Source organism: Pedococcus bigeumensis, from assembly GCF_039531795.1.
In the GTDB taxonomy this organism is placed as follows: Bacteria; Actinomycetota; Actinomycetes; order Actinomycetales; family Dermatophilaceae; genus Pedococcus; species Pedococcus bigeumensis.
The window spans coordinates 484,948-501,468 of sequence record NZ_BAAAQS010000005.1; the positions used below are offsets into that span (position 1 = coordinate 484,948).

Below are 16,521 nucleotides of genomic sequence, written 5' to 3' on the forward strand. Positions count from 1 at the left end.
AGCGCGCAGCGATCAGCCCGTCGGGCCGGCGGTCGGCCGGTGGGCGACGTACCAGTCGATCGACTGCCGAAGGCCCTCCTCCAGACCGATCTGGGGCTGCCAGCCGAGCTCAGCCAGGCGGCTGCCGTCGAGGAGCTTGCGCGGCGTGCCGTCGGGCTTCGTGGTGTCCCACTCGACGGCTCCGGTGTAGCCGGACACCGCGGCCACCAGGTCCGACAGCTCACGGACGGTCAGGTCGGTGCCGGTGCCGATGTTGATGGGTGACGGGTCGTCGTAGGTCTGCATGATGTGCAGCACCGCGGACGCGAGGTCGTCGACGTGGAGGAACTCCCGCCGGGGACTGCCGCTCCCCCAGTTCGTGACCGTGGGTGCCCCCGACCGCACGGCTTCGTCGAAGCGACGGATCAGTGCGGCCAGCACGTGTGAGGAGTCCTGGTCGTAGTTGTCACCCGGGCCGTAGAGGTTGGTCGGCATGGCGCTGATCCACCGGTGGCCGTACTCGCGTCGCATCGCCTGGACGTGCATGACGCCGGCGATCTTCGCGATGGCGTATGCGTCGTTGGTGGGCTCGAGCGAGCCGGTGAGGAGCGACGACTCCTTGATCGGCTGCTCGGCGAGCCTGGGGTAGATGCACGACGAGCCGAGGAAGAGAAGGCGCTCGACCCCGTGGGCGTGCGCGGCGTCGAGGACGTTGGTCTGGATGCGGACGTTGTCGGAGAGGAACTCCACCGGCATCGTGCTGTTGGCCAGGATGCCGCCCACGCGGGCCGCTGCGACCACGACGTAGCGCGGCTGGACCTGCGCGAAGAACTCGAAGACGTCGTCGCGCTCGCGCAGGTCGAGCTCGCTCGAGGTCCTGCCGACCAGGTTCGTGAAGCCCGCTGCCTCCAGGTGCCTCCAGACGGCGCCGCCGGCCAACCCGCGGTGACCCGCGACGTAGAAGGAGCTCGACCGGTCGAGGGGTGCGACGTCGGTGGTCACGGCTGGGTCCGGCGGGCACGCCTGGAGAGCTGGCTGGAGACCACGTTGATGGCCAGGCGCACAGGCACCTGCCACACGCACGCGACCGGTCGCAGGCGAGGAGGCAGGTGCCGCCTCTTGACCATCTCCGCCTCCGCGATGGAGGCGCCCCGGTTGGCGACCGTCAGGGCGTCCGGGTGCCAGCGGTAGACCGCCACCGCCCGAGGCGTGCTGACGAACCGGCCCAGGCGCCGCAGCCGCAGGAACATGTCGAGGTCCATGACGAACCGCAGCTTCTCGTCGAACGGCCCTGCGGCCCGCAGCGCATCGAGGCGGGTGAGGGACGCCGGCTGCGGGATGAGGTCAGGCCCCCACGCCAGGACCCGGGTCGCCCAGTCCCCCGCTCGGCTCACCGCGAAGACCCGGTTGTCGCCGGCCATGTACTCGCAGGCCCCGAAGGCGACCACGGCTGACTCGTCCTCGATGAGGTCCACCAGGGTCCGGAGTCCGTCCGGGCGCAGCTCGTCGTCGTCGCCGATCCACGAGAAGTAGGACTCGTCCTTCGCCGCGTCGATGCCCACGTTGACGGCGGCCGAGAGACCGCGCTTGGGGTCGTCGACGATCAGCGCCCCGTGCTCGGTGGCGATGTCGCGGGCCTCGGTCGCGTCGGGGGGCGCGACGACGACCAAGGTCGTGGTGACGCCTTCCTGCGCCCGGATGCTCGCGAGCGCGGCGCCCAGGGTGTCGGTCCGCTCCCCCAACGTCGGGACGACGGCGAGGACGGCGCCGGGGCTAGTCACGGTCCCAGGCCCGGTGCACCCACGGGGTGCCTTCGGTCTCGAGGGCCTTGATGTCGCTCTCGACCATGATCGCCGCGAGCTCCGGCGTGTGGACCCGGGGGGTCCAGCCGAGCGTCTTGATGGCACGCGAGGGGTCGCCGACGAGCGCGTCCACCTCGGTGGGGCGCAGGTAGCGGTCGTCGAACTTGACGTACTGCTCCCAGTCGAGGCCCACGTGCTCGAAGGCGAAGCGGACGAAGTCGCGGACGGAGTAGGCCTGACCTGTCGCGACGACGTAGTCCTGGGCCTCGTCGTGCTGGAGCATCAGCCACATGGCCTCCACGAACTCCGGCGCGTAGCCCCAGTCGCGGACGGCGTCGAGGTTGCCGAGGTAGAGCTCGTCTTGCTGGCCGGCCTTGATGCGGGCGACGGCCCGGGTGACCTTGCGGGTCACGAAGGTCTCGCCGCGACGCGGGCTCTCGTGGTTGAACAGGATGCCGTTGACGGCGAACAGACCGTAGGCCTCGCGGTAGTTGCGGGTCACCCAGTAGCTGTACACCTTGGCGGCGCCGTAGGGGCTGCGTGGGTAGAAGGGCGTCTCCTCGCTCTGCGGGGGCGGTGCCGCGCCGAACATCTCCGAGCTGGAGGCCTGGTAGAACCGGCACTCGAGGCCGATCATGCGGATCGCCTCGAGAAGCCGGATCGTCCCGAGGCCGGTGGTGTCACCGGTGTACTCGGGCTCGTCGAAGCTGACGCGGACGTGCGACTGCGCGGCGAGGTGGTAGACCTCGTCGGGCCGCACCTGCGCCAACAGCGTGACCAGCCGAGACCCGTCGGTGATGTCGCCGTAGTGGAGGAACAGCTTGGCGCCCGACTCGTGGGGGTCGACGTAGAGGTGGTCGATCCTCGCCGTGTTGAAGGTCGAGGCGCGGCGGATCAGGCCGTGCACCTCGTAGCCCTTCGACAGCAGCAGCTCGGCGAGGTAGGAGCCGTCCTGACCCGTGATCCCCGTGATCAGGGCTCGCTTCGTCACTGGGTGATCCGTTCCCTCGTGCCGGCCACTGGTTCGGCCGGGCCCATGCGAATCGTCATGCTATCCATCAGTGCTGGGCCATCCCCTTCATTTCGTCACGTTACGGGTCGCCGCGGACTCGCGAGACGTCGCTGCGAGATCCCGGAGCGTGTCGCCGATGGTGTGCTGCGGCGTCCACTCGGTCTGGCCACGGAGCTTGGAGACATTCGCCACGAAGACCGGTTGGTCCACGGAGCGCATCCTCAGGTCCGTTGGCCGAACCTCTGCGTCGCTGGCAAAGGCCGCGAGCAGCCCATCCAGGAGTGAGCGCATCGTCCTGGGGACACCGCTGGCCACGTTGTAGGCCTCTCCTGGTTTGCCCTCCAGCGCCACGGCCAACAGCGCCGACGCGGCGTCCCGGACGTCGAGGTAGTCGCGAACCACGTCGAGGTTTCCCACCTCCAGGACGTCTACTCCATCGGCAAGCTGACGTGCCCAGTCGGCCAGCGCGTACGCCCCCACGTGGCCAGGCCCGGTGTGCTGGAATCCGCGACTGATGATCAGGTCGATGCCTGTTTGTCTCCACCATTGCAGCGCGATGGCCTCGGCAGCAGCCTTGGACGCGCCATACGGGGTCACCGGACGAAGAGGCACTGTCTCAGCTATGGATCCGGGCTGCTCGGCAACGCGGCCGTAGGCGAACGCCGAACTCGCGACCACAACCCTCTCGGTCGTCCCTCCTGCCTGCACGGCCGCCAGCAATGCCGCGGTGCCCTCCACGTTGCTCCGGAACAGCGCGCCGAGGTCAGGCGTCTCCACCGTGTCCACCACCGCTGCGAGGTGGAACACGACGTCGGGACGGACGTCGCGGCACAGAGCGGCCAGGGTCTCCCAGTCGTCAAGCCTGACCGAGCGCTCGTGGACGCCTTCGACGCCCGATGGGGTGGAGCGCACAGTCCCGTGAACCTCCCAACCGCGGCTGACCAGCAGCTTGGTGAGGTGTTGTCCGGTGAATCCCGCGGCTCCGGTGACGAGTGCGCGCTGGCTCATGCGTCGACCTCACCGGTGATGACGTCGACGACCCGGTCCCACGAGTAGGTCCGGACGACCCGGTCCTTGCCTGCCATTCCCATGCGCTCAGCCCTTGGCGGGTCGAGCAAGACGTCCGCGAGCCGAGCCCCAGTCTCTTGGACGTCCCTGGGGTCGACGAGGAACCCACTCACGCCGTCTTCCACGTCCTCGTCCGTTGCGCCGCTGCGCACCACCGCCGTACCGCAGGCCATCGCCTCCTTGACTGGCAGAGACATCGTCGTGGCTCCCGACCCCGCCGATGTCCCGGTCTGGAGTAGGACAGACGCCAGCGAGTAGAGCCGGGGAAGATCGGCGAACGGCAGGAACCCGGTGTACACGACACGGTCCTGAACCCCGAGGTGTTGCGCCAGGCGCATCAGGTCCGCCTCGGCAGCGCCATCCTGTCTGGTGCTGGTCACCACGAGGACCGCAGTCGGGACGTCCGCCGCCGCCCTGGCGAAAGCACGGATCGCGAGGTCAGTGCGCTTGATCGGCGAGAAGTCCGTCGAGTGCACGACGAGGGGTCCGTCCCCGAACCGCTCGCGCAGATCCGCCGTCTCAGCCTGGCTGTATGGCCGGAACAGGGACGTGTCGACGCCTGCGTAGGCCGGCACGCTGTCGAGTCCGTACACCCGTGCGATCTGCCCCATCGTCGAGGCGTTCAGCGTGACGAGGCTGTCGGCGCTCGCGACACCCTGCGCGTCGAGACGCCCGTATGCCGTGCGCAGCCCGAGAAGGAGGTGCTGCTTCCACTTCGGGTACAGGCCGATCACCTCCTCGTCGTGGAAGAAGGGGAATGGCTCGAAACACAGCGATACGTGGCGAAGGCCATGCTCCCGCGCCACGCGTCCGGCGATCCAGGGCATGGGGAAGAAGCTGGAGACGATGACCGGTCGCCCGGCGGCCCGCTGGCGCACGGACGTCAGGTCGCGCCGCAGGAAGTAGGGGAAGGACCCCCAGTAGGCGAGGCTCGTGGAGGTGAGCCCACCGATCTCGGTGAGCCGGACGCCGGCATCGGCGTAACGCTCCCTCCAGAGCGGAGAGGCGCTCTCGACCACGACCTCGACCTGCCGGTGCATGGCGAGACGCCGGGTGACCTCGAAGATGTACTTCGTCCCTCCCGTTGGCAGCTGAAAGTGGCTGTGCAACCAGAGCACTTTCGGTGGCGGGTACATCAGGCCTTCGGGACGAAGAAGGACGTGAATGCTCCGATGATGTGGTCGAGCTGCGCCTTGGACAAGTTGGGGTGGTTGCCGATGAAGAGCCCGCGCTCACCGACCTGGGTCGCGCCCGCAAGGTGTCCGACAGTGCGGTGAGGGTTGTCCCGGAAGGCGGGCTGGATGGCGAGGTTGCCCGCCACGATCGGCCGCGTGGCGATTCCAAGCCCCTCGAGATGATCACTCAGCCGGCGCTTGATCTCACCGTCGCGGGCCATCACCGTGAAGCCGAACCAGGTGCTCCTCGCACCTTGCTGCTCCGTCACGAAATCCAAGTGCTCCGCGAGTGGAGCCATCGCATCGAGCAGGTATGCCGCGTTCGCCCGCCGCGCCTCGTTGAACGACTCGAGCCTGCGAAGCTGCACGAGCCCGAACGCGGCCTGCAGCTCCATCGGTCGAAGGTTGTAGCCGACATTGACGAACAGGAAACGCGGATCAATCCACGGGTTGGCGGCCTCGATCTCCTCGCGCTGCACCATGTCCCGCGTCCACCCATGGGCGCGCATGGACCGCGCCAGGTCCGCGATGCGGTCGTCACTGGTGACGAGCATCCCGCCCTCGATCGTGGTGATGTGATGGGAGAAGTAGAACGAGTAGGTGCCGCAGTGGCCGAACGCGCCGACCATTCGACCGTCGACCGAGCTGCCCAGCGACTCGCAGGTGTCCTCGATCACCCACAGGTCGTGCTTGTCCGCGAACTCCATCAACGGGGCCATGTCGACGGGGTTGCCGAGGAGGTGGACCGGCATGACCGCGCGGGTCCTGTTTGAGAGGGCTCGTTCGAGGTCCTCGGGCACGAGGTTGAGGGTGTTCTGGTCGATGTCGACCATTACGGGGATGCAGCCCTGCTGGAGGATGGGGGAGATGGTCGTGGCCCAGGTCACCGCCGGGACGATGACCTCGTCGCCGGGTCGGAGGGCTCCTGGCAGGGAAGGGTTGGACAGGACGGCCAGGGCCAGCAGGTTGGCCGACGAACCGCTGTTGACCATGATGGCGTGCCTGGCGCCGACGAAGTCCGCGAACTCGCGCTCGAAGTCCCGTACCCGGGCGCCCATCGTCACGTTCTGATCGAGCATCGTGGTGAGCGCCCCACTGACCTCTTCGGCGCCATAAAGGGGCACGGAGAGAGGGCAGGTGTCGGCCGGCATGGGCTCGACGAGCTCGAAGAACTCGACCAGCAACGTGTCGATCTCCTCGCGGATCCTCCCCGCACGATCGGTGTCGACGGCGCGTGCGGAGGCGGTGGAGGGTGGTCCGGGTGCGGTCACTCGCGAGATGTTACCCAGCGCCCTCACAGCACGCGGGGACTTGCCGGCTACCTGGCCGAATGACCGACGTCTTCCCTCTCCCGGTCTATCGTGGCCGCACCGGACTCGTCTGGAGTCCCGCACAGCAGGAGTCATGAGGGTGGGTCTCCGACGGGCGATGGTGCACGGCGGCGTGTCCGCCGTCACCCTGGGCAACGTCGGCATTGCGGTGTCTGTGGCCGTGCTGCTGGCCGCCGGTCCGCGGCTGCTGGGCGCCGGCCCCTTCGTCGCACTGAGCCTGGCCTGGACCGTGACCACGGTCTTCGGGTACGGCATCGCCATGCCCACGGAACAACTCATCATGCGGCGCCGCAGCGCTCGAGACACGCAGGCGAGCGCGCGACCGGTCGTGCTGCTCGGACTGGCGGGGCTGCTGTCCGTTGTGGCACTGCCTTTCGTCGGCGGTCAGATGCTCGAGGTTGGCGAGGCCACGGTGGCCGTGCCGACAGCGGCGGCGGGGATCGCAGGATGGGTCCTTCTCGCCACGGCCAGGGGCCGAGTAGGAGGCGCCGGCAGACTCCACGCGTACGCCGGGCTGCTGGGACTCGAAGCCGCGACGAGGATCGTCCTCGTGGTCGGGGCTGTCGCCTTCCCGTCAGGGTCGACGTGGCTGCTCGGCAGCGCCGTGGGTGTTCCCGTTGTCGTCAGTGCCCTGGTCGGCCTCACGCTCCAGCCGATTCAAGTGCGCAGGCACGCTGCAGTACTCGGGCTACGCGGGCTATCCGGACCTGGCGAGTCCGAGCAGGCGGCTTTCGTCCTGGTGGCGGTTGGTTATCAGCTGTGCCTCAACGCCGCCCCCCTCGTCCTGGCATGGAGAGCGGACGCGGCGTCACACGCGGCCATCGGCGCGTTCGTCATCACCAGCAGCTACTACCGAGTGGCCGCCGTGCTCGGGGCGGGCTACGCGACGCACACCCTCGTCACTCTCAGCTCGCTCTGGTCCGGCGGGAGCTATGGGCAGTTCAAGCGAGGTCTCCGGCGCGGCGTCATCTCGGCGACGGCCGTGACCGTCGCGGCAACAGCCGGAGCGGGAGCGCTCGGGCCGATTGCCGTACCACTGCTGAACGGTCGGGATCCGAAGATCCCCCTGGTGGTGCTGACCGGGCTGGCCGTCTCCACGGTGCTTGCGACGGCCGCAGCGGTGGCAACCACGGGACTCATGGCCTCGCAACGTGGATCGGCCGCTGCAGGATGGTGGCTCGCTGGTGCGGCCGTGCACCTCCTGATCCTGGTCACGACCACCAGCATCGGCGGGACCGTCGCCCTCGCATTGGTGGCCGGTCCAGCCATCGTGCTCGCGGGCGTCCTTGCCACGGCGCGCCGCCTGCCCGAATCATCGCGTCCGTTGGGCCTGCCGCTCGATAGGTAGGCTTGCGCAGGTGCTGACCGATCACCCGAAGGATGCCCCCTCACAAGCGGGTCACTCGATGTCACCGACGACCGGCGCGGCCTGATGAGTGGCGGACTGTTCGCGCTGCTCGACGACATCGCGGTGCTGGCGAAGGCAGCAGCAGCCTCCGTGGACGACGTGGGCGCCGCTGCGAGCCGCGCCAGCGTCAAGGCGGCTGGCGTGATCGTCGACGACACCGCCGTGACCCCGCGCTACGTCGAGGGCCTCTCCCCCACCCGTGAGCTGCCGATCATCAAGAAGATCGCGATCGGCTCGCTGCGCAACAAGCTGCTGTTCATCCTCCCCGCGGCGATGCTGCTCAGCCAGTTCTTCCCCGTCGCCCTCACCCCGCTGCTCATGATCGGCGGCACCTTCCTGTGTTACGAGGGCGTCGAGAAGATCTGGGAACGCCTGGCCGGCCACGGCGAGACCGACGCCGACGCGGCGCACGAGCGCGGCGAGGTCGCCAGCGAGGACGAGATCACCAGCGGGGCGATCCGCACCGACTTCATCCTGTCGGCCGAGATCATGGTCATCTCGCTCAACGAGGTCGCCGACGAGCCGTTCCTCAGCCGGGCGATCATCCTCGTCGTCGTCGCCTTGGCGATCACGGTCCTCGTCTACGGCGTCGTGGCCCTCATCGTGAAGATGGACGACGTCGGGCTCCACCTCTCGGGTCGCGAGTCGGGAGCCAGCCGAGCCATCGGCCGCGCCCTCGTCGCGGCCATGCCCCGCCTGCTCTCGACCCTTTCGGTGGTCGGCGTCGCCGCGATGATCTGGGTCGGTGGACACATCCTGCTCGTCGGCCTCGACGACCTGGGACTGCACGCGCCGTACTCGTGGGTGCACCACGTCGAGGAGTCCGTCCACGAGGCGACCGGTGCCCTGGGTGGCGTGCTCGGCTGGCTCACCAACACGGTCGGCTCTGCGATCCTCGGCCTGATCGTGGGCGCTGTCGTGGTCGCCGTGATGCACGTGATCCACGGTGTCCGCGGCCGCGACGGCCACGACGACCCCCACAAGGCCTGAGACCGACCTGCGGGCCGGTCCTCGCTCAGCCGTTCGGCCGGTCTATCTCCGGACCGCCCGGACGCACTGACCGATATCGGTAGGTTCCGCCGGATGACCTTGGGGGATGGCCTACGCGGACGAGACAACGCGCTCAACCTGGTGCGATTGCTGCTCGCTGGCGCCGTCGTCCTCTCGCACACCAGACCGGTCGGCGGATTCGGCCCTGACCCGACACTCGGCGGACGCGGGCTGGGGTCATGGGCGGTCGCGGGCTTCTTCGCGATATCGGGCTACCTCATCTGCGCGTCCCGGGAGCGGCTCCCCTGGAAGGATTTCGTCGTCTCGCGGATGCTGCGCATCTATCCCGGCTACTGGCTGTCGCTCCTGGCGGTGGCGGGGGTGTTCGCGCCTGTCGCGGCCGTCACCACTGGCACCGACTTCGACGGTTCGGCCGCCCTGTCGTTCGTCCTGGTCAACCTCGTGGCCCCTGTGCAGTTCGCCTTCGGCGACGCCCTCACGCGGGCGGCGCACCCCGAGGCCTGGAACGCTCCGCTCTGGACGCTGAGCCCGGAGATGCTTTGCTACACGGTCGCGGGAGTGGCCCTGACGTCGATGGTCGTGCGACGCCGGACCGTGCTGTTCAGCTGGGCTGCACTCGTGGCGGTCACGGCGTCCCCCCTGCTTCTGGGGGCCGCACATCGTCTGTCCGCAGGACCCCTGCTCGACTTCCTACACCTGTTGGGGTTCTTCACCGCAGGGGCGCTCGCGTGGGCGCTGCGAGACCGCATCACCATCCGCACCCCCTTCATGGCGCTTTCCCTCGCCGCCCTGTGCGTCGTGGGCTTGGCCCACGCCACCAATGAGCTCGCGGCGCTGCCCTTGGCCTACCTCGTCCTCGCCGTCGGGTGCGTCGCTCGACCGGGATTCACCCGCGAGCTGGACCTCTCGTACGGGCTGTACATCCTCAGCTGGCCAATCCAGACCACTCTCTACCTCATGGGGGTCGCCAGGCTCGGCTGGGCGGCCTACTGCTCCTTGACCTTTGCCATCGCCGTCCCGGTCGCGTACGCCTCGTGGACCTGCGTCGAGAAGCCGGCGTTGGGGCTGCGACGCCGGCTGAGGGGTCCCACCAGGCACGATTCACTGGTGCCGGTCGGCCGCACTGCGCCAGCTCCGGCAGCTATTGCCCCTGGCGCGTCACAGGAGGCCTGACCCTGGCTCCGGTGACGCGTCGGGGTGATAGCCGAGCCGGCCTGACCCAGCCGACCCGGCAGTCCAAACTCGTCCCTTTGGCCGAATGTGGCCTGTCAGCACGGACGCAATGAATGGTCGGCTCCATACTCGTCGGGATGACCACCACGCAGGAAACGCGAGAGAGCCTCGCGCCTTCCGTCGTGCCTGCGGGCCGCCGAGACGGCGCGCAGTCCTTGCTGACCCGGTGCGCGGGCCCGGTCCTCGTGGCCGTCCTGTCGCTACTGGCAGCCGTGCAGGCCCTCCGGCTGTGGAGCTGGCGACCCGGGACGCCGCTCAGCCTCACGGGCGACTCCCCGCAGCTGCTCATGCAGGTCCGCGCGATCGTCGAGGGGTCGCAGGTCCAGTCGGCCGACCTCGTGGGTGCGCCGTTCGGCCTCAACGGCAGCTGGTTCGCGACGGCCGACCAGCTGAACTTCGTGACGGTCCGACTCCTCGGCCTGGTGACCGGCGACCCGGTCACCGCTGCGGTCCTCTTCTTCGTGGCCGGCTTCCCCGCGGCGGGTCTCACCGCGTACTGGCTGGCCAGGCAGCTCGGGATCCACCGCCCGCCCGCCGTGATGGTGGGCACGCTCTTCGCCGTCCTGCCAGGTCATCAGCTGTGGTTCAGCCACCTGTGGCTCGCCGCCTACTGGGTCGTGCCACTAGGTGTGTGGCTCGCCCTGCGGACCATGCAGGGACAGGCGCTCTGGCCACCCCTGCACGACCTCGCGAGGCCTGGACCGCTCCGGCGCCCTGCGGCCCTCATGGCCCTGCGCACGGTCGTCATCGCCCTGGCGGTGGGCTTCTCCGACGTCTACTACGTCGCCTTCACCCTGGTCCTCCTCGCCGTGGCCCTGGCCATCCGGATGGCCCGGACCCGGCGGCTCGTCGGGCTGCTCCCGGGAGTGGCCGGCGCGCTGCTCGTCGCCCTCCCGTGTGCGCTGAGCCTCGCCCTGGCGGTGCGTGGCCGCAGCGCCGACCTCGTCACGTCGGACCTGCCGGCCCAGCGCACCATCGGGGAGGCAGAGCGCTACTCCGGCAAGCTCATCGACCTCGTGCTGCCTTGGTACGAGCACCGCTTCGAGCCGTTCGCGTTCCTCACCACGGCCTACGGGTATGTCGCCCCACCCACCGTGGAACGCCCGGCACTGGGGATCGTGGCCCTGGCCGGTGTGACCGGCCTGCTGTGGCTCACCCTCCGCAACCTGGCCCAGGGTCACCGGATCCCCGCCGCCCTCGGCTCGCTGACCGCACTGCTGCTGGTGTCGCTCGCCTTCTACACCAGGGGCGGCCTCGGCTCGGTCGTCGCCCTCTTCGTCACCCCGCAGATCCGCACCTGGTCGCGACTGGTCGTCCTGATCGCGCTGTTCGGGCTGTTGGCGATCGGGCTGTGGGCGTCGCGAGCCGACCGTGGTCGTCGCTTCGCCTGGCCACTGGCGGCGGGGCTCATCCTCCTCGGGGTCCTCGACCAGACGAACCCCGGTGTCGCCCCCGACTACCAGTCGATCCGGGCGACCCAGCAGGACCTCGGTCGCTTCACGTCCGCCCTCCGGCAGGCCACCGGGCCGGGCTGCGCGGTGTTCCAGCTACCGGTCACGCGCTACCCGGAGGAGCCACCGGCCGGCGCGATGGACGACTACGAGCACTTCCTGCCGGCGCTGGCCTCGACCTCGGGGCTCTCCTGGAGCTACGGCGCGATGCGCGGCACGTCGCGGGCCGACTGGCAGCTGGCACTGCCGGTCTCCGACACCCCGGGCCTGCTGGACGACCTCGCCGCGGCCGGCTTCTGCGCCGTGGAGGTCGACCGCTCCGGCTACGCGACCGGCACCGACCCCACAGCAGACCTCGGCAAGGCCCTCGGCCCGGCCGCCGCCCAGACGCGCGACGGCAAGCTCGCGGCATACTCCCTCGCCCCGTTGCGCGACCCGATCCGGGCGCTTCCGACGGCTCAGCAGTCCGCTCGACGCGACGCCGTCCTGCGGCCCTCCCTGGTCACCCTGCCCGGCTCCCTCGTCGAGGTCGACAGCGACGGCACGCCGAGCCAGTGGACCGGCCCGACCGCGACGCTCCAGGTCGCCAACATGGGTGCGGCACCCCGGCGGCTCCGCATCAGCTTCGACATCGAGGCGCTCGACCACTCCGAGGGCACCGTCCAGGTGAGCGGCGCCGGCGTCGCGGCGTCGACCATCACACTCACTGCGGGGGCCACCCCGGTCGTCCTCGAGGTGAATGCGACACCGGGTCTGACGCTCGTGACCCTCACCAGCACGGCCGCGATCAGCCGGATCCCCGGTGGGGACGGCGGGTTCGCCGCGCTGCGCATCTCTAACGTCAGTGCCTCGGACGCGTCCGCCACGGCCAACGTCTCCACCGGCCAACGGTTCGCGGCCGACTCGCCGCGCTCGGGCCGTTGAGGGCAGCGCGGTGGTGAGCCCCACGGTGACCGGCGCCGAGAAGCCGTCCCCCCAGACCGAGGCGACGCCGCTGCCGGCACCCCAGGGCGTGCTGCGCTGGGGCCCGGTGATCGGCTTCGGTCTCCTCCTGCTCGTCCTGTCGCGCAACGTCGGCACCGGGATCGCCGACCCCGACACGCTCTGGCACGTGCTGGCCGGTGACCACCTACGGGACACCTGGCAGTTCAGCGGTCCCGACCCGTTGTCGTCGTTCACCAACCAGCCCTGGGTGCTGACCCAGTGGCTGCCCGAGCTCGCCCTCTCGCTGGCCAACCAGTGGGGCGGACTGCCGGCCGTGGCGTTCCTGGCCCAGCTCGGACGGCTGGCCGTGTGCGTCGCCGTCTACGTCGCCTGCCGCCGCACGAGCGGACCCCTGGCCGCCACGCTGGTCACCGGCATCACGGTGCTGGCCACCGCCGCCAGCCTCAGCCCCCGGCCGCAGCTCGTGGGCTTCGCACTGCTGGCCGTCACGGCGAGCGCCTGGGTGCGCGTGCTCAGCGACCAACGCGCTCCCTGGTGGCTGGTCCCGCTGACCTGGGTGTGGGCCTCCAGCCACGGCACCTGGGTCGTCGGGATCATGCTCGGCCTGGCCACCACCGCCGGCCTGGTGCTGGACCGCAAGGTCTCCGTGCGGGCGGCCGGCCGGCTCGCCCTGGTGCCGCTGGCCAGCGCCGGCGCGGCCCTGCTGACACCGCTCGGCACGGGGATCCTCACCGCGTTCGGGCCAGTGCGCGCGGTCAGCCCCTACATCCAGGAGTGGCGTCGACCGGAGCTGACCGACCCCTCGACCATCGGCCTGCTGGTGCTGGTGCTCGTGGTGGCGCTCGGCTGGGCGCGACGGCACTCCCTCGTGAGCTGGGGAGCAGCCGGGATCCTCCTCGTGGGGGTCGGCTGGGGCCTGACGTACGCCCGCACGGTCGCGGTCGGCGCCATCATCATCGCCCCCCTCGCCGCGCAGGCCCTCGACGCCGCCCTCGGCCGCGCCCGGCCGGCCCGCGGGCGCGAACCCCTGGTCGTCGCCGGCCTCGTCCTCGTCGTCACGATGACCTGCGGCCTGCTCGCCGCCGGCGGGCCCGACGAGCCGGTGTCCGTCCCGGACGGCACCACCGCAGCCCTGCGAGCCCTGCCTCCCGGAGCGGTGGTCTACAACGACGACTCGCTCGGCGGCTGGCTGATGTGGACCTTCCCCTCCGTGCGCCAGACCGCGGACACCCGGGCAGAGCTCTACGGACCCGCCCACGCCAGGACCTACCTGAGCGTGATGGGGGCCGAGCCCGGCTGGCAGGCCGGCTTCGACGAGCACCGACCGGTCGCGGCGCTGGTCCGGGAGGACGTGCCGCTCGCGACGGCCCTACAGAGGGATCGTGGCTGGACGGTCGCTGCCCGCGACGACGGCTTCCTGCTGCTCCGTCCCTAGCTCCTGCATCCCTGGCTCCTTGGCCTCCGCTTCTGGCTCCTCGGGCTCCGCTCCTGGCCCCTTCGCCTGCGCCCGCTGCCAGAGCAGGAGGCGGGGCACGGCGCCGAGCACGGTGTAGGGGCTGAAGGCACTGAAGACCGGGCAGGCGAGCAGCAAGGCAGGGGCCAACAGCCAGGCTCGCCCGGTGCGCGCGGCGAAGACCACGAGGGCCGTCGCGACCGCGAACCGGACGAGGAACCACGGCCCGCCGGTGCCCGCGTGCGACACGAGGAACTCGACCCAACGCGGCCAGGCCTGGGGATCCAGAGCCACCGACAGCCCCACGACGACGACCAGCGCCACCGCCGCAGAGCGGACCGCCCGCCACTCCCCCCGCAGGACGAACCAGAGCCCGACCACCGCCGGGGTGACCTTGGTGAGGGCGGGCAGCACGAGGGCGCCCGGCCGACCCCTGATCGCGAGGACGAGGGCGGCAGCGAGGAAGAGGTAGACGTTGCCCAGCAACAGCTCGGCGACGAACAGGGGCGCCACGGTCAGGCCACGACGCCAGCCGAGCGGCTTGAGCAGCCACGCGAGCACGGCCGCCTGCGCGGCGAACCACACGCCCTGGAAGACCGGCCACGGGAGGAAACCCAGCGGCCAGAGGAGCTGCGCGAAGGCGGGCGAGTAGAGGTACGCGTCGACGTGGTCGGGCGGCGTCGTGTACCAGGTCTGTGGTGAGCCGGCCGCGACCCAGTAGGCGTGGGAGTCGGCCCCGACCATGCCGTGGCTGAGGTGGACGGCCACCTGCATCGCACAGAACAGCAGCGCCCCGGGGATCAACGCGACCCACAGGGCACGGGTGAAGAGCTCCAGTCGCGTCGGGCGAGGCATGGTGGTGAGGTCCTTCGGGCGGGGATCGGCGCACCCAGCATGCCCAAGGCCCGAGCCGAGCCACATCGCCCGTTTGGGCGGCATTTGCTCGGATAGTCTGCCGTCGTGGGCACCCCCGAAGGCAACCTGAGCTGGGAGCCGGCCACGCGGCATACCTCGCTGCTGGCGGCACCCGTCGCCGACGCGATCGGCACCGTCGCGTCCGCCCGGGTCGCGCCGATCGACCCCACCCTCGCCGACACCGCGGCCTTCTGCGAGGCCTACGACGTGGCGATGGAGCACTCCGCCAACTGCGTGGTCGTCGCCGGCAAGCGGGGTGGCGAGGTGCGGTATGCCGCGGTGCTGGTGCTGGCCTCGATGCGCGCCGACATCAACGGCGCGGTGCGCCGGCACCTGGACGTGCGCAAGATCAGCTTCGCCCCGATGGACCAGGCGGTGGAGCTGACCGACATGGAGTACGGCGGCATCACCCCGATCGGGCTCCCGGCCGACTGGCCGGTCCTCGTCGACGAGGCGGTCGTGGCTGCGGGACGCGTGGTGATCGGCAGCGGCCTGCGCACCAGCAAGGTGCTCGTCGACAGCGCCGACCTGGCGGCGCTCCCGACCGCAGCGGTGCTCAGCCTCGCGCAGTGACCGAACGCTCGCGGCCCGCTGAGGTGCGCGCTGGGGTCGGTGCCGACGACACCGCGAGCGCCACGAGGAAGCCCAGCGCCAGGAACACGTAGGTGGACGCCACCAGCTGCTCGACCGGCGACAGCCGCAGGGGGTCACCGTCGGCGGCCCACATCGGGGGCAGGTACATCAGGAGGGCGACCACCCCGGTGGCGACGCGCCAGCCCCTCCGGGCCATCACCACGAGGGCGGGGACGACCCAGACCCAGTGGTGGGTCCAGGAGATCGGCGAGACCAGGAGCGACCCGGCCGCGACGGCGGCGAGCGCGGCCAACGGGTCCTGGGCGCGGGTGAGTCGACGGGCGACCCACACCACCAGGACCACGACGGCCGCCGCGCTGACCAGGTACCAGGGACCGGGGTCGCCGCCCAGCAGCCGGACCCACATCGCCCGCAACGACTGGTTGGTCGGCTCCAGCGCGTAACCACCGAACTTGCCCATCGTGGTGAGGTCGTCGAGCCAGTAGCGCGCGGACTCGGCCGGCAGGACCAGCCACCCGATGGCCACCGTGAGGGCGCCGGTGGCAGCGCTGCGGGCCACGGCGGGCCAGTCACGCCGCACGGCGAAGTAGACGACGAAGAACGCCGGGGTCAGCTTGATGCCGGCCGCCAGGCCAGTCAGGTAGCCACGGAAGCGGGGTGGGACCACGAAGGCGTCGAGCAGCACCAGCGCGCACAGGACGAGGTTGACCTGGCCGAAGATGAAGGTGCGCTGCACGGGTTCGAGCGCCCAGGCCACGAGGACCAGCGCGACCAGCCAGCCGAGCGAGGCGGTCCGTGCGTGCTCCGGTGCCGGCCGGGCCTCCCGCAGCGAGATCCAGGCCACCACCACCAGCGACCCGAGCGACAGCGCCGACATCACCCAGGCTGCGGCACCGCCGAGCAGCGCGAGCGGGACGAAGACGACGGCGGCGAAGGGCGGGTAGGTGAACTCCAGCGCGTCGGCCGGGCCGCCGTAGGGATCGCCCCCGTGCAGGACCGCCTCGCCCCCACGGACGAAGACGTCGAGGTCGACGAGGTTCCAGGTCGAGGGGTCGATCCAGCGCAGCCAGGCGAGGACGACCGCCACCACCCCGACGACCGTGGGCAGCAGCCACACGGGGGCGGGTCGGTTCGTGGCCACGAG

Annotated in this window: 14 protein-coding genes; 6 read left to right on the plus strand and 8 right to left on the minus strand. The window is 70.5% G+C overall.

Annotated elements, in window-relative coordinates; genetic code table 11:
• Nucleotides 1-12: 12 nt before the first annotated feature.
• From ABD262_RS17965 to ABD262_RS17990, 6 genes are all read right to left on the minus strand, one after another.
• Nucleotides 13-981, minus strand: coding sequence for a GDP-L-fucose synthase family protein (locus ABD262_RS17965; RefSeq protein WP_344139146.1), 969 nt, complete (start codon nt 979-981; stop codon nt 13-15).
• Nucleotides 978-1,760, minus strand: coding sequence for a glycosyltransferase (locus ABD262_RS17970; protein WP_344139148.1), 783 nt, complete (start codon nt 1,758-1,760; stop codon nt 978-980). Before ABD262_RS17970 ends, ABD262_RS17965 begins: the two co-directional genes overlap by 4 nt.
• On the minus strand, nt 1,753-2,772 hold the full coding sequence (gene gmd / locus ABD262_RS17975; RefSeq protein ID WP_344139150.1) for a GDP-mannose 4,6-dehydratase: 1,020 nt from the start codon (nt 2,770-2,772) through the stop codon (nt 1,753-1,755). Before gmd ends, ABD262_RS17970 begins: the two co-directional genes overlap by 8 nt.
• 87 nt (nt 2,773-2,859) lie before the next feature.
• The gene (locus tag ABD262_RS17980; RefSeq protein WP_344139152.1) at nt 2,860-3,801 is read right to left on the minus strand and encodes an NAD-dependent epimerase/dehydratase family protein; all 942 of its coding nucleotides are present in this window, start codon (nt 3,799-3,801) and stop codon (nt 2,860-2,862) included.
• Nucleotides 3,798-4,970 carry a glycosyltransferase family 4 protein gene (locus tag ABD262_RS17985; protein ID WP_344139154.1) on the minus strand — a complete coding sequence of 391 codons (1,173 nt, stop codon included), beginning with the start codon at nt 4,968-4,970 and terminating at the stop codon, nt 3,798-3,800. The genes ABD262_RS17980 and ABD262_RS17985 overlap by 4 nt, the downstream gene beginning before the upstream one ends.
• 26 nt (nt 4,971-4,996) lie before the next feature.
• The gene (locus tag ABD262_RS17990; protein ID WP_344139156.1) at nt 4,997-6,307 is read right to left on the minus strand and encodes a DegT/DnrJ/EryC1/StrS family aminotransferase; all 1,311 of its coding nucleotides are present in this window, start codon (nt 6,305-6,307) and stop codon (nt 4,997-4,999) included.
• A 172-nt stretch (nt 6,308-6,479) separates the two neighbouring features.
• Between ABD262_RS17990 and ABD262_RS17995 the strand changes: the two genes are divergently transcribed.
• From ABD262_RS17995 to ABD262_RS18015, 5 genes are all read left to right on the plus strand, one after another.
• Nucleotides 6,480-7,715, plus strand: coding sequence for a hypothetical protein (locus ABD262_RS17995; protein WP_344139158.1), 1,236 nt, complete (start codon nt 6,480-6,482; stop codon nt 7,713-7,715).
• A gap of 84 nt (nt 7,716-7,799) precedes the next feature.
• Complete coding sequence (locus tag ABD262_RS18000; RefSeq protein WP_344139160.1) at nt 7,800-8,765, plus strand: DUF808 domain-containing protein; 966 nt, start codon at nt 7,800-7,802, stop codon at nt 8,763-8,765.
• A gap of 93 nt (nt 8,766-8,858) precedes the next feature.
• Nucleotides 8,859-9,959 carry an acyltransferase family protein gene (locus tag ABD262_RS18005; protein WP_344139162.1) on the plus strand — a complete coding sequence of 367 codons (1,101 nt, stop codon included), beginning with the start codon at nt 8,859-8,861 and terminating at the stop codon, nt 9,957-9,959.
• A 137-nt stretch (nt 9,960-10,096) separates the two neighbouring features.
• A complete protein-coding gene (locus tag ABD262_RS18010; protein ID WP_344139164.1) occupies nt 10,097-12,394 on the plus strand; it encodes a hypothetical protein in 2,298 nt (765 codons plus the stop codon).
• A gap of 13 nt (nt 12,395-12,407) precedes the next feature.
• Entirely contained in the window at nt 12,408-13,850 is a 1,443-nt protein-coding gene (locus ABD262_RS18015) for a hypothetical protein (RefSeq protein WP_344139166.1), read from the plus strand.
• Here the strand turns inward: ABD262_RS18015 and ABD262_RS18020 are convergent.
• Nucleotides 13,785-14,723, minus strand: coding sequence for a glycosyltransferase 87 family protein (locus ABD262_RS18020; protein WP_344139168.1), 939 nt, complete (start codon nt 14,721-14,723; stop codon nt 13,785-13,787). The two genes, ABD262_RS18015 and ABD262_RS18020, sit on opposite strands and share 66 nt — an antisense overlap.
• Nucleotides 14,724-14,828: 105 nt before the next feature.
• Here ABD262_RS18020 and ABD262_RS18025 point away from each other — a divergent pair, with 105 nt between their 5' ends.
• Entirely contained in the window at nt 14,829-15,356 is a 528-nt protein-coding gene (locus ABD262_RS18025; RefSeq protein ID WP_344139170.1) for a YbaK/EbsC family protein, read from the plus strand.
• Here the strand turns inward: ABD262_RS18025 and ABD262_RS18030 are convergent.
• Entirely contained in the window at nt 15,340-16,518 is a 1,179-nt protein-coding gene (locus ABD262_RS18030; protein WP_344139172.1) for a glycosyltransferase 87 family protein, read from the minus strand. The two genes, ABD262_RS18025 and ABD262_RS18030, sit on opposite strands and share 17 nt — an antisense overlap.
• Nucleotides 16,519-16,521: the final 3 nt, after the last annotated feature.

Bases quoted from the DNA above. Each gene is read 5' to 3' on its own strand.
- ABD262_RS17980 (WP_344139152.1), bottom strand. From the start codon at position 3,801: ATGAGCCAGCGCGCACTCGTCACCGGAGCCGCGGGATTCACCGGACAA.
- ABD262_RS18000 (WP_344139160.1), top strand. From the start codon at position 7,800: ATGAGTGGCGGACTGTTCGCGCTGCTCGACGACATCGCGGTGCTGGCG.
- ABD262_RS18005 (WP_344139162.1), top strand. From the start codon at position 8,859: ATGACCTTGGGGGATGGCCTACGCGGACGAGACAACGCGCTCAACCTG.
- ABD262_RS18010 (WP_344139164.1), top strand. From the start codon at position 10,097: ATGACCACCACGCAGGAAACGCGAGAGAGCCTCGCGCCTTCCGTCGTG.
- ABD262_RS18020 (WP_344139168.1), bottom strand. From the start codon at position 14,723: ATGCCTCGCCCGACGCGACTGGAGCTCTTCACCCGTGCCCTGTGGGTC.